Source organism: Deinococcus marmoris (genome assembly GCF_001949125.1).
GTDB classification, from domain to species: Bacteria; Deinococcota; Deinococci; order Deinococcales; family Deinococcaceae; genus Deinococcus; species Deinococcus marmoris_A.
In genome coordinates this window covers 1-12,991 of record NZ_MSTI01000140.1, presented here as the reverse complement: position 1 = coordinate 12,991, position 12,991 = coordinate 1, and the positions used below count along the sequence as shown (strand labels likewise).

Here is a 12,991-nt window from a genome sequence, read left to right as displayed (position 1 = left end):
GGGACGGCAAGCAGTTCGCGGGCCTGGGTGATTGCCAGTCCCGTCAGGCTCAGGCGCTGCACTTCCACTGGAATATGGCGCTGCATAGCGTTTCTGTAGCCAGAGCCAGTCAGTTGATGAACCAGCGGGCTGGCCCGCTGGTCTTCAGCATGGAAGACGAAAAACGCCGTGCCTATAACGAATTTTTCGCTGATCGAATTTTATCTCTGTTGCCTGGCGATCTGACTTGCGAAAAATTCGCCCCACAGATCGCCGACCTGCTGCTCCTGGGGGTCAAGGCTGCTTGAAACCTTCCGGACTACTGTCATGGAGAGGGGGTTTTTATTGATGTCAATCGCGCTCGGCAGTCTGCGGAAAGCTCACCGTGACGCGCAGGCCGCTGGGGTCAACCGGAGAAAGATCAAGACTGGCCCCGTGGAGTTGCGCGACGCGCTGGGCAATGGCAAGGCCCAGACCGTTGCCCTGACCGCTGCGGGCCGCGCCCACCTGATAGAAGGCGGTGGTCAGGTGAGAGAGCGCGGCAGTGGGGACGCCAGGACCACCATCCACCATGCTCAGGGCCACCCCGGACGGCGTACCAGTCACGGTCATCTTCATGGCCGTGCCGCCGCCGTAGCGCAGGCTGTTGCCGATCAGATTATCCAGCAGGGGCGAGAGCAGCGCCTCGTCCCCCAGAATCCAGGTCACGCCCACCGTGCCGAACTCCAGGGGCAGGTTCGGGGCCAGTTCACGCGCCCGGTCCACCGCCTCCCCGGCCAGACGGGCCAGCTCCAGCGGACGCCGCCCAATATCGCGCTCGCCCCGTGCCAGCAGCAGCAATTGCTCGCTCAGGCGGCGCATACGCTCCAAGTCTGAAAGCACCTCGCCCAGTTCCTCACGCAGCTCAGTCTGTGAACGTGGGCCGCTGAGTGCGCCCTGAAGGCGGGTCTTCATGGCGGTCAGCGGCGAGCGCAGGTCATGGGCGGCGGCGTAGGTAAAGGTTTCCTCGCGCTCGCGGGTCTCGGCCACCTGCCCGAACGAGGTTTGCAGCACGCCCGCGAGGCGGCCCACCTCGTCGCCCCGGTCCGCGCCAGGCAGCGTGGCGCGCAGGTTGCCGCCCCGGCCTATGGCCGCCGCCGCCGCTGTCAGGCGTTCCAGGGGCCTCAGGAGGCGTCCAGCCAGCAAAAAACTCAGGAGCGCCGCCAGGGCCGCTGAAACTGGAACGGCCACCGCCAGACTTCGCAGGTACGCGCGCAGCGGATTGACCACGCCCAGCACGTCGCTGGCCAGTTGCGCTGTCGCCAGCGTGCCGTTCAGGTTGAAAGTGGAGATCAACACATCATGGCCCGCGCGCCGTGAGCGGCCAATGGGGAGCGTCAGGGCAATCGGCGGAAACTCGGGGGTCACGGCCACCACCTGACCCTCCCGAATGACCCTCACGTCCACGGTGCGCGGCAGGGTCTCCAACACGCGCAGTCCTGTAGACGAGGCTGGGAGGGTGTTCAGCGTCTGCTCCAAGCGTGGCAGCAGCATTTCCAGCCGCTCATACTCGGCCCCCACCAGAAACGAGCGCAGCGCCAGGAACTGCACGGCGGCCACCGCCAACACCACCAGCACAGTAATCGCGGCGACGCCCAGCGCCAGGCGGGCGCGGATGGTCACGGTTGGCTTCATCCTTCCCTTCGGCCCAGCCTTGGCCCTGGAGATCTCATGGGAGCTGATAGCCCAGGCCGCGTGAGCTGAGCAGCGCTTCTGGCGAGAGTTTGCGGCGCAGGTAACTGACATACACGTCTACCACCCGCTCCTCGCCGCTGAAGTCCGGTCCCCACACCCTGGAGAGCAGTTCCTGGCGGGTAAACCAGCGCCCACGCGCCAGCGCCAGCGCTTCCAGAAGGCCGTATTCGCGGGCGGTGAAGCCCACCGTCTCGCCGTGCCACCAGACCTCGCGCCGCCCGGCGTCTAGCAGCCCGGCCCCGTCCGCAAACGGCACCCGCGCGCTGCGGACCCGCTCGCCACGCCGCACCACCGCCCGGAGAAGGGCCAGCAGTTCGGGCAGTTCGTAGGGTTTGGACAGGTAGGCGTCGCCGCCCAGATCCAACCCCTCCACGCGGTCCGGCAGGGCGCTGCGGGCGGTCACGAAGATCAGCGGCAGCTCGCTGCCCTCGGCGCGCAGGGTGCGGGCCACCTCGAAGCCGTCCAGGCCAGGCAGCCACACGTCCAGCAGTGCGGCGTCAAAATCCCCGCTGCGGGCCAGGGTCAGCCCCTGCACGCCGTCCGGCGCGATCTGCACCTGATGCCCGGCGTCCCTCAGGGCGCGTGCTGTCGGCTGGGCAATGCGCCCGTCGTCCTCCACTAGCAGCAGCCGCATCCTCAGCCCCGCTGCCGGAGGGGCAGGCACAGGAAAAGCGGCAGGTGCAAGGCGATCATCCTTCTAAGCTAGCGTGCCAGACCACAATCGAAAAACAGCGTCCCTTAAAGGCTTTTTCACGCCGCCTTTAGCCCCGGTCCTTTCTTGCATTCGTCTAACATCGGCTGCCTAACCTCTGCCCTGTCCGCCCATTCACCCCCCAACTTTCTTTGGAGAACCCCATGAAACAGACCCTGCTTCTTTCCGTCCTGCTGTTCGGTTCCGCCCTGGCCGGAGGCGCTGGCGCGCAGTCAGTGGCCAGCCAGATTCCGGCTACCAGCGTCAACATGCCGCAGCCCAACACTGGCCAGCCCAGCGCGCAGAGCACCAAGACCGCCTCACCGCTGCCGTATAACGTGCCCAGCCGCCTGCCGTCTTCCGGCACCGATAACCTGCAAAAAAGTGTGGCCGCGTTGCAGAACACCCTGACCGAATTGCAGGCGCTACAACTTCAGACCAAGCAGGCGCACTGGAACGTGTCCGGCACGCTGTTTTACACCCTGCACGAGCTGCTTCAAGACCACTACGAGGGCATCAGCAAGTACGCCGACGACACGGCGGAACGCATGCTCTCGGTGGGCGCGTCCAGCGACGGGCGGGCCATCACCATCGTCGCTAGCTCACGCCTGCCGGAGATTCCGGGCGGCTTCATTGACGACGCCCAAGTGATCCAGTTCTTCATTTACCAGTACGAAACCGTGGGCCAGCGCATCTTCCAGCGCATTGGGGACGTGGAGAAGGCAGATCCCACCACCGCCAACCAGTTGCAGGAAGTCGAGGCGGGCATCGAGAAGTATCAGTGGCAGATGCGCGCCTTCCTTCAGAACACGCCGACGGACCCCAACAGTGGCTCCGACATCAACAACAACACGCCGGTGCCCCTGCGCGGCAAATAAATCCCATTTTTCGGCTGAACTGCTAGGGCCTCAGGCCCTAGCAGTTTTTGCTCTGTCGTGGGTGAAGGGTTAACACTGCTGGGCGCAGCGTCCCGTTGTCTGAGATCGAGTTAGCTGTCTTCAGCCTCCTCTTCCCCGTCCCCCGGCTGCCCATTGGCCGTTTCCTTCTCCTGCTGATTTAATGGGCCGCGCAGCAGGTACGTGGGTCCCGTGGCCACCGTGCCGCCCGCAAAAGGCCCCAGCAGATGCGGCCAGGACGCCAGCACGGTGCCGCTGAACAGGGCGGCGGCCAGCGTGCGGGTGGGATTGACCCCGATGGTGGAGAGGCTGTCCGCCGTGAACAGGCACAGCCCCAGCGTCCCGGCGATGACCAGCCCCGCCTGAGACCCCACTTCGGCCTTGCGCTTGGCCGTGGCCAGGATCACCAGCAGCAGCAGCGCGGTGCAGCCCGCCTCCAGTCCGAATGCGCCCCACGGCGGTACCCGTTCGTGCGCGCTGGGCAGCGGCACGCAGGCGGTCACCAGCCACACGCCCGCACACGCGCCCAGCAGTTGCGCGGCCAGATAGCCCGGCACCTGCGCCCACGGAAAGCTGCCGCGCAGCGCAAAGGCCAGCGTAACAGCGGGGTTGAAATGTGCGCCAGACAGGTCACTCAGGCCGTACACCAGAGCCAGGATCACCAGGGCAGGCACCAGCGCGGCGGCGGCCAGTTCAGGCAGGATGCCGCCCTGGGACAGCGCCGCCGCGCCCAGACTGAAGGCCACGAAAACGGCGAGGCCCGGCCCCTCGTCCAGCCAGCGCCGGAACACGCCCTAAAGGTCTGCGGACATGCGGCGGATGCTGTCACGTTCACCGCATCCAGACTGAATGCCAGACGCAAATTCCCTGGGATGTGGATAGCGGTTGAAGAGGCCACCTGGAACCGGAATTTGCGCCTGAAGCAGTTTTTTGAAGGGCGTCACCGAAAAAAGGGGTTTCCGGAGATTCTATTCTCCGCTTCGCAGCCTGGCAAGCTCGTCATATACGGAAATAGATTCCCATTCCACCCCGTCATCAAAGTAGTTTTTTTATCGCAACTCGTCTAAACCGAAGAGCATTACTACGGCCAGATCATCAGGTGACGCACGTTGGACCAACGCTCGAAAAAGTTGTCCTTGATGGAATGTCAAACCCTGCGACTGAGGATCTATGCGAAACCTGGTCGTCCTCAGAAATCAATCTGAGCTGATCCATGTTGTGTTTCTGTGCTGTGAGAGGGAGGCGTGGCTCTCCAAAATGGTCATGGCTCCGCTGCCCTTCAGCATTTCTTGAAACAACGCCGCCGCGTAGCACATGAGACACAAGTGCCACGCCGTCTGTCACAGCATGGCACTCGACAGAAGGAGGCCCCGTGCCCGACAGACCCAGATCCGAAGATTTCAAGAACGCCCAGCTTCTGCCCTATCCCGCCAAGCAGTCTGAGATGGACATTCAGCCGCAGACCGAGCTGAGAGAGTACAGGGCCGCCGACAAACTGAAAGGCAAGATTGCCCTGATTACTGGCGCAGATTCCGGCATTGGCCGCGCTGTGGCCCTGGCCTTCGCACTTGAGGGCGCGCTGGTCGCCATCGTCTACAACGAGAACGACGGCGACGCACATACCACCAGGCAAATGGTGGAGGAGCGCAGCGGCCAGTGCCTGGTGATTAAGGCTGACGTGCGTGACAAGGCCGCGTGCCTGGACGCCGTGCAGCAAACTGTGGACAGATATGGCGGCCTCAATGTGCTGGTGAACAACGCCGCGTATCAGGCGACGCAGGAGAGTGTGCTGGACATCAGCGAGGAACAACTTCGGCGCACGCTGGAAACCAATCTTTTCGGCTATGTCTTCATGATTCAGGCCGCGCTGCCCCATCTGCATGAGGGCGACACCATCGTCAACTCCGGCTCGATTGTCGGTGAGACGGGCAACCCCATTCTGTTGGACTACACCGCCTCCAAGGCTGGCATTCACGCGCTGACTAAGTCGCTGGCGCTGCAATTCGGCCAACTGGGCAACGGCGTGCGCATCAACGCGGTGCTGCCCGGTCCGGTCTGGACCCCCAATATCCCCGGCACCATGCCGCTGGAAGAAGTCCAGAAGTTCGGTCACGAGGTGGCGCTGGGCCGTCCCGGACAACCCGAGGAGTTGGCCCCCGCCTACGTTTATCTGGCCTGCCAGGACAGCTCCTTCGTGACTGGTTCGCTGCTTCATGTGACTGGCGGGAAACTCTCTTCATGAGGTGTTCAATATGAGTCAGGGCTTTCTCGACATCATCAAAAAAGAGCTGGGCGACGGCAATTATCTCGGTGACGAGTTTGGGGGTGCGCGGGGCAGCAGCGGCAGTGGTCTGCCCACTGGACAGGCCAGCAACTTCATGTTTGCCACTGGCATCGAGTGTTCCTATCCCACCATCGAACACGGCAAGGTGCGGCGCGACGAGCTGGAAGAGTGCCACCACTACGAGCGCTGGGAGGAGGACCTGCATCTGGTCAAGGATCTGGGCCTCAAGTACCTGCGGTACGGTCTCCCCTATTACCGCGTTCACCAGGGTCCAGGCAAATACGACTGGGAATTTGCCGACCTGGTGATGGCCGAGATGAAACGGCTGGAGATCACGCCCATCCTTGACCTGATGCATTTCGGGGTCCCGGACTGGCTGGGCAATTTTCAGAACCCGGAGCTGCCGATCCACTTTGCCGAGTACGCCGAGGCGGTGGCGCGGCGCTACCCGTGGGTGCGGCACTACACGCCCGTCAACGAGATCTATGTCACGGCCAAGGCCAGCGCGCAGGACGGACTGTGGAACGAGCAGCTCAAGTCCGAGCGCGGCTTCGTGACTGCCCTTAAACATGGGGTGGCCGCCAACATCCTGGCCTGTCAGTCGATAGCCCGTGTGCGCTCCGACGCCATCATCGTGCAGGCCGAGAGTGCCGAGTACATGCACGACGCCAGCGCGGAACCCCGCCCCGAAATCTCGTTGCAAAATCGGCTGCGGTTTCTCTCGCTTGATCTGAACTACGCGGTGACGCCTGACGCGGATATCCTGCTGTATCTGATGGACAACGGCCTGTCCCGCGAGGAATACGAGTGGTTCATGGCCGGAGAGCCGCCGGGCCACCAGATCATGGGCAGCGATTACTACGGCCACAATGAGAAGATCACCAAACCCGACGGCGAAGTGATTTTCGGTGAGGATATCTTCGGCTGGTACCAGATCGTACAGGGCTATTACCAGCGCTACAAGAAGCCGGTCTTCCACACCGAGACCAACGTCGCCGACCTTGAGCAGGCCCCAATCTGGCTGTGGAAACAGTGGATGAACGTCCTGCGAATGCGCCAGGAGGGCACGCCAGTCGTAGGCTTCACCTGGTACAGCCTGACGGACCAGATTGACTGGGACATCGAGCTGGCAGAGAAGAAAGGGACTGTCAACACCAACGGCCTGTACAACCTGGACCGCAAACCCAATCCAGTGGCCCACGCCTACCGCGACCTGCTGGAAAACTACGGGCAGATCACGGTCTCGCCGCACAGCGAACTGTTTGAGATTACCGATCAGTCTGCCCGGCTGAAAATCGAGGTGTAGCTCAGGCGACCTCTGGGTCTGATTGCCCTTTAGCTGCGCCTGCCCCCTGCAACCCGATTTTGCAGGGGGCTGCGCCGTTGCTGCTCCCACCACCTGCCCATACAACTGCTCCAGGAAGCGAAATCCTACAGAAAAGTTCACGTCCTCCACAACCGCGCGGCCCCTCCCCACGCCACTCTGGGCCATGATCTCGTCTCCCATCCTCGTTCTGCCGCCTGCCGGGCCACCCGCGCCCCCCCTTGCTCCAGGGTTTCGGTCCTTTTACTGGGGCGGCTTCGAGTGCAGCGCCCAGCGCCGTCCTTCAGGGCGACGCATTGACGTGATCGACGCCACCGCGCATGATCGGTTCGCCGTGCAGGACTATGCGCGGCTGGCGGCCAGTGGAATGTTGACCGCCCGCGACGGCCTGCGCTGGCATCTGATCGAACGCGTGCCGGGCGATTACGACTTTTCCTCGGCACACGCCCAGGTCACGGCGGCGCGGGAGGCCGGGGTGCAGGTGGTCTGGGACCTGCTGCACTACGGCTTTCCCGATTTCGTGGACCCCTTCGGCTCTGATTTCCCCGCCAGTTTTGCCCGTTACGCGGCGGCGGCGGCCCGGTTTCTGCGGGAGGAGACGGACGGCACGCTGTGGTTGTGTCCGATCAACGAGATCTCGTTCACGGCCTGGGGCGGCGGCGACGTGGGCTACCTGAATCCCTTCGCGCAGGGCCGTGGCCTGAGCCTCAAGGCCCAACTGGTGCGCGCGGCGATTGCGGGGATGGACGCGGCGCGTGAAGTCGATCCCGGAGTCCGCTTCCTGCACGCCGAACCGCTGATCAGCGTCCACGCCCACCCCGAACGCCCCCATGAGGCCGGCGACGCTGCCCGCAGCCATACCTCGCAGTTCGAGGCGCTGGACATGCTGCTGGGCCGCCTACTACCGGAACTGGGCGGCGCGGAGCGTTATGTGGACGTGGTGGGTCTCAACTACTACCCCTACAACCAGTGGCGGCACCATCCCGAGCCGCACCTGCGTGAGACCGTTCCAATGGCCCACCCGGACCACCGCCCGCTGCACACCCTGCTGGCTGAGGTCCACGCCCGCTACGCCCGTTCGCTGGTCCTGGCCGAGACCGGGGCCGAGGGTGAGGACCGCGCGCCGTGGTTCGAGATGATCGTCCGTGAGACTGGGCGGGCGCGGAAGGCCGGGATGCCCCTGTACGGGGCCTGCCTTTATCCGGTGGTCAACCACCCTGGCTGGGACGATGACCGCCACTGCCACAACGGTTTGTGGGACTATCCCGGTTCCCTGGGGGACCGCGCGGTTCACGCGCCGCTGGCCGACGTGCTGACCCGCGCGCAGGCACAGGAAAACCAAGACCAGGAAGACGAGGTGCAACAGCATCCAGGGACAGCCACTGCACCCGGACCCGCCCCCCTGAGCGCCGTGCTGGCCCGCTTTGCCCGCGCCGAACCCACCATCGCCACCGAAGCCGCTGCCCGCGATCAGGACGGGGCCTTTCCTGCCGCGTCTTTTGAAGCTCTGCGGGAGGCTGGGGTGCTTGCGGCCAGTCTGCCTACGGGGCTGGATGGGCAGGGCCTCACCGGGGCGCGTCTGCTGGCCCTGCTGCGCCGGGTGGGCCGGGCCAGCCTGCCGGTGGGCCGGGTCTACGAGGGCCATGTCAACGCCCTGTACCTGATCCTGAGCCACGGGACGCCAGCGCAGGTCCAGCGTGCCGCCGCCGACGCCCGGCACGGCGAGCTGTTCGGCATCTGGAACACCGAGGACGGGCCGGGGCTGCGGCTGGAGCGGGCCGAAATTGGCGAAAGCTGGACGCTCATTGGCGGCAAGACCTTCACGTCCGGCGCGGATTTCGTGACCCGCCCGCTGCTGCCCGCCGAATGGCCACAGGGCGGGGGCCGGGTGCTGGCGCTGCTGCCCCACGCTGCGCCGCCGGAACGTTTTGACCCGGCCTTCTGGCAGCCGCTGGGCATGCGTCCCACCGTCAGCTTCCGCGTGGACCTGACAGGTCTGACTCTCGGTGCGGACGACGTGATCGGGCAACCGGGCGACTATGACCGCCAGCCGGATTTCAGTGGGGGCGCGCTGCGCTTTCTGGCCGTGCAACTGGGCGGCGCGGACGCCGTGCTGGAGGCCGGGCGGGATGTGCTGCGTCAACTGGGGCGGACCAGCGAGGACATCCAGCGCCTGCGTTTCGGTGCGGTGGCGGCGCGGCTGGAAGCGGCGTGGCAGACGGTCCTGCGCGGTGCCGCCCATCTGGAAGGGTTGCATCTGGAGGGGGCAGAGACAGACGAACTGGCGCGCGTTCTGGCCTACGTCGCCCTGGCCCGCGAGGTCACTGAGGACGCCTGCCTGCTGGCCTGCGAGGCCGTGGAACGCACGGTGGGAGCGCGCGGCTTGCTCGCCCCACAACCCGCCGAGCGGCTGCTCCGTGACCTGCGCATGTCCCTGCACCAACCTGATTCCGACGCCGGTCGCCTGCACCTGGGCCGCGCCGTGCTGGACGCCCCTGAACTGGCAGATGACGCCTACAGCCCGTGGAGTGACGAGGGGCTGTAAATCTGACCTCGTGACCCCTGGACACTGCCCGGTCCTCGGCCTGGCAGCAGTGTCATCTCTTCGGTCCACAGTCTTCACTCCTGCGGCGCAGCCTTCGTGGCGCAGGCCGCTGTTCCTCCGGCGCAGTTGTTGACCAGCAACACGCCGAACGACGACGGGCGGCACTCCAGAACCGTAATGGTCAGGCCAGAAGGGATGACTGGGCGACGTCATGTGTGGCGGGAGCCTGGCGACGAACGTTCCTCATTATGGATTTAGTCTAAGCCGGGTAATTCTTTAGCTGGAGCCTATCTGGGACGCAATTTAGGTCCATATCACGTTTGCATTTTGGAGTCGACTCCTATAGTCCAGACGATCACCGTCATGGGCCGCCCGGAACTTGCTGAGAGGCTGGCCGCCTGTCGGACCAAATGTTTCATTTCATCCTCTGTCGCCTCACGCACCCTGGGAGGGGAATCTCACCGTGCCACAACACCACCAGTCCATCCGCCCCACCCTGGCCACCCGGCCTGCCCTGATCGTATTGGCGCACCTGCGCTGGGACTTTGTATTTCAGCGTCCCCAGCATCTGATGACCCGCGCCGCCCGCAGCCGTGCTGTGTATTACGTCGAGGAACCGATCTTCGCGGAACATGGCGATCACTTGAAGACCAGAAGGGAAGGCGGGGTCACGGTCTGCACGCCCCACATCCAGATCGGCTTCTCTGCCCAGGAATCCCAGGCCCGAACGGCGCGGCTGCTTGGTGCGCTGGTGGAAGACGAGGGCCTACTGGACTATGATCTGTGGGTCTACACCCCAATGGAACTGCCCGTCACAGCGGGGCTGAATCCGCGCGTCACGGTCTATGATTGCATGGACGAGCTGGCCAATTTCAGGGGTGCGCCTCCTGAGCTGCGCGTCCGTGAAGCGCAACTTTTTGACCGTGCCGGGGTGGTATTCACTGGCGGTCAGCGGCTCTATGAGGCCAAATCCGAGCGCCACCCCAACGTGCATGCTTTTCCTTCCAGCGTGGATGTTCAGCATTTTGCGCAGGCCCGCAGCGGCCCGAACGATCCGGCGGATCAGGCCGCGCTGCCGCGCCCGCGTCTGGGGTTCTACGGCGTGATCGACGAGCGTTTCGACACGGCCCTGATCGCTGAGGTGGCCCGCCGTCAGCCGGACTGGCAGTTCGTGTTGATCGGCCCGGTGGTCAAGATCGATCCCGCCGAGCTGCCGCGCGCCGCCAATATTCATTACCTGGGCATGAAAGGCTACGCCGAGTTGCCCGCCTATCTGGCCCACTGGGACGTGGCCCTGCTCCCGTTTGCGCGCAACGCCGCCACCGAATTCATCAGCCCCACCAAGACGCCGGAATACTTGGCGGCGGGCGTCGGCGTGGTGTCAACCAGTATCCGCGATGTCATCCGCCCCTACGGCGATCTGCAACTTGCCCGTATCGCCGATAGTCCAGATGACTTCGAGGCCGCCTGTAAGGCGCTGCTGGACGAAGTGGGGACGGAAGCTGCGCGGCAGCGGCAGGAACGGGCAGACCAGTACCTCAGCGCTCTGTCCTGGGACCGCACCTGGGCGCGGATGGCCGAAGTGATCGAGGACGCTGCCCCCATCACCCGTCCTCTTGCTCCAGCATCCCACGCCCTTCTGACAGGTTCCGATGACTGAGATTCCTGAACTGAACGGCGCGGCCCCAGCCGGTTTCGACTACCTGATCGTGGGCGCGGGTTTTGCGGGCAGCGTGCTGGCCGAGCGGCTGGCCAGCGCCGGTCAGCGGGTGCTGATCGTGGACCGCCGCCCACACATCGGCGGCAACGCCTATGACCGCTACGACGACGCGGGCGTGCTGATCCATCCCTACGGCCCCCACATCTTTCATACCAACAGCACCGAGGTCTTCGCCTACCTGTCGCGATTTACCGAGTGGCGACCCTACCAGCACCGCGTCCTGGCCAGCGTGGACGGTCAGGAATTGCCCATTCCTATCAATCTGGATACAGTCAACCGGCTGTACGGGCTGGCCCTGACGGCCTTTCAGGTAGAAGAGTTTTTTGCCTCGGTGGCCGAGCCAGTTGAGCAGGTCCGCACCAGCGAGGACGTGGTGGTAGGCAAGGTAGGGCGCGACCTTTACAACAAGTTCTTCCGGGGCTACACCCGCAAGCAGTGGGGTCTGGATCCCAGCGAACTGGACGCCAGCGTGACGGCCCGCGTGCCCACCCGCACCAACCGGGATGACCGCTATTTTGCGGACACCTATCAGGCCATGCCGCTGCACGGCTACACCCGCATGTTCGAGGCGATGCTGCACAGACCCAACATCAAGATCATGCTGAACACCGATTACCGGGAAATTCTGGACCTGATTCCGCACGGCCACCTGATCTACACCGGCCCGGTGGACGCTTTCTTTGATCATCAGTACGGCAAGTTGCCCTACCGCAGCCTGGAATTCCGGCACGAGACGCACGACAGACCGCAGTTCCAGGCTGTAGGAACGGTCAATTATCCCAACGATTACGCCTACACGCGCATCAGCGAATTCAAGTACATCACGGGGCAGCGCCACGAGCGCACCAGTGTGGTCTACGAGTATCCGCAAGCAGAGGGCGATCCCTATTACCCGGTTCCGCGCCCCGAGAATGCCGAGCTGTACAGGAAATACGAGGCGCTGGCCAGGGCGGAGCTAGGCGTGACTTTCGTGGGACGCCTGGCAACCTACAAGTACTACAACATGGATCAGGTGGTGGCCCAGGCATTGGCCACTTTCAAGCGCCTACATGAGAGACAGATGGCTGACTTGGTGGAGGTTTGACCAAAAAGGCGAAGCCACGTCAATACGGGTGGCCGTCCATTCCCTCTGTGCCACTCTTGTCCGGATGAACGGCGCGTACCGGGTCGGACCGCTGGATGGGATCTGCTGTGTTGGAAAGCTTCCACGACTCGGTGACCGTAGTCCGGGCCAGGCTCACCTGCTGGTCAACCGCACTGAAGATCTGTCCTGTTTAGGGCTTACGCGAAACTGGGCAAGTCTGAAATTCTGGGCTGATGGGAAGACCTCGAAAAGTCGGGCGGCAACGGTACTGCGAGTTTTTGGCTGCAACACAGATCAATCGGACACAAACCTATTTTGCCAACCACGTCGATGATTTTGCTCATGACGCCGTTCAGCGCTACCTGAAAGGTGACTGTTTAACGGCAGCGGAGGTGTGGACGCAGGTGCGTCCACACGTCAAATTGAGCGACAAGGGTTACATCATCTTCGACGACAGCGTGATGGACAAGCGCCATTCACGCCGCATGGCGCTGGTTCGAAGGCAGTGGAGTGGGAACGAGAAACGAACCATCCGAGGGATGGGCGTCGTCACCTGTGTGTACGTCAATCCTGAAACCCGCGAATTCTGGATCATCGACTACCGCATTTATGCGCCGGACGACGATGGAAAAAGCAAAGTCGATCACGTCCTGGACATGCTTCGCCGCCTCTTTGAAAAAGAGGCCCGTCAAGAACTCCGCTTCCGGTGCGTGCTGATGGACACCTGGTATGCC

At 63.7% G+C, this 12,991-nt stretch carries 9 protein-coding genes and 2 pseudogenes; 8 read left to right on the top strand and 3 right to left on the bottom strand.

Annotation, left to right across the window (positions count from 1 at the left end; genetic code table 11):
* A pseudogene (locus BOO71_RS27985) lies at positions 1-287 on the top strand (IS4 family transposase); the annotation flags it as partial.
* Between the two features lie 43 nt (positions 288-330).
* Here BOO71_RS27985 and BOO71_RS20090 read toward each other — a convergent pair.
* Positions 331-1,653: a sensor histidine kinase gene (locus tag BOO71_RS20090; protein WP_303046758.1), complete on the bottom strand. Its 1,323-nt coding sequence runs from the start codon at positions 1,651-1,653 to the stop codon at positions 331-333.
* A gap of 34 nt (positions 1,654-1,687) precedes the next feature.
* The gene (locus BOO71_RS20085; RefSeq protein WP_075835410.1) at positions 1,688-2,347 is read right to left on the bottom strand and encodes a response regulator transcription factor; all 660 of its coding nucleotides are present in this window, start codon (positions 2,345-2,347) and stop codon (positions 1,688-1,690) included.
* A gap of 221 nt (positions 2,348-2,568) precedes the next feature.
* Here BOO71_RS20085 and BOO71_RS20080 point away from each other — a divergent pair, with 221 nt between their 5' ends.
* Positions 2,569-3,282, top strand: coding sequence for a Dps family protein (locus BOO71_RS20080; RefSeq protein WP_075835408.1), 714 nt, complete (start codon positions 2,569-2,571; stop codon positions 3,280-3,282).
* Between the two features lie 110 nt (positions 3,283-3,392).
* On the opposite strand, the gene BOO71_RS20075 is transcribed toward BOO71_RS20080, so the two are convergent.
* The gene (locus BOO71_RS20075) at positions 3,393-4,091 is read right to left on the bottom strand and encodes an MIP/aquaporin family protein (RefSeq protein WP_075835406.1); all 699 of its coding nucleotides are present in this window, start codon (positions 4,089-4,091) and stop codon (positions 3,393-3,395) included.
* 581 nt (positions 4,092-4,672) lie between these two features.
* Between BOO71_RS20075 and BOO71_RS20070 the strand changes: the two genes are divergently transcribed.
* The 6 genes and pseudogenes from BOO71_RS20070 to BOO71_RS20045 form a co-directional block, all read left to right on the top strand.
* Positions 4,673-5,542 carry an SDR family oxidoreductase gene (locus BOO71_RS20070; protein WP_075835404.1) on the top strand — a complete coding sequence of 290 codons (870 nt, stop codon included), beginning with the start codon at positions 4,673-4,675 and terminating at the stop codon, positions 5,540-5,542.
* A 10-nt stretch (positions 5,543-5,552) separates the two neighbouring features.
* On the top strand, positions 5,553-6,890 hold the full coding sequence (locus BOO71_RS20065; protein ID WP_075835402.1) for a family 1 glycosylhydrolase: 1,338 nt from the start codon (positions 5,553-5,555) through the stop codon (positions 6,888-6,890).
* Positions 6,891-7,074: 184 nt separating this feature from the next.
* Positions 7,075-9,453 (top strand): acyl-CoA dehydrogenase family protein, encoded by a 2,379-nt coding sequence (locus tag BOO71_RS20060; RefSeq protein ID WP_083653679.1) that lies wholly within the window; start codon positions 7,075-7,077, stop codon positions 9,451-9,453.
* A gap of 463 nt (positions 9,454-9,916) precedes the next feature.
* On the top strand, positions 9,917-11,113 hold the full coding sequence (locus tag BOO71_RS20055; RefSeq protein ID WP_075835400.1) for a glycosyltransferase family 1 protein: 1,197 nt from the start codon (positions 9,917-9,919) through the stop codon (positions 11,111-11,113).
* On the top strand, positions 11,106-12,257 hold the full coding sequence (gene glf, locus BOO71_RS20050; protein ID WP_075835398.1) for a UDP-galactopyranose mutase: 1,152 nt from the start codon (positions 11,106-11,108) through the stop codon (positions 12,255-12,257). The genes BOO71_RS20055 and glf overlap by 8 nt, the downstream gene beginning before the upstream one ends.
* Before the next feature lie 233 nt (positions 12,258-12,490).
* Positions 12,491-12,991, top strand: a pseudogene (locus tag BOO71_RS20045) (IS701-like element ISPlag1 family transposase); the annotation flags it as partial.

Bases quoted from the DNA above. Each gene is read 5' to 3' on its own strand.
- BOO71_RS20090 (WP_303046758.1), bottom strand. From the start codon at position 1,653: ATGAAGCCAACCGTGACCATCCGCGCCCGCCTGGCGCTGGGCGTCGCC.
- BOO71_RS20085 (WP_075835410.1), bottom strand. From the start codon at position 2,347: ATGCGGCTGCTGCTAGTGGAGGACGACGGGCGCATTGCCCAGCCGACA.
- BOO71_RS20080 (WP_075835408.1), top strand. From the start codon at position 2,569: ATGAAACAGACCCTGCTTCTTTCCGTCCTGCTGTTCGGTTCCGCCCTG.
- BOO71_RS20065 (WP_075835402.1), top strand. From the start codon at position 5,553: ATGAGTCAGGGCTTTCTCGACATCATCAAAAAAGAGCTGGGCGACGGC.
- BOO71_RS20060 (WP_083653679.1), top strand. From the start codon at position 7,075: ATGATCTCGTCTCCCATCCTCGTTCTGCCGCCTGCCGGGCCACCCGCG.
- glf (WP_075835398.1), top strand. From the start codon at position 11,106: ATGACTGAGATTCCTGAACTGAACGGCGCGGCCCCAGCCGGTTTCGAC.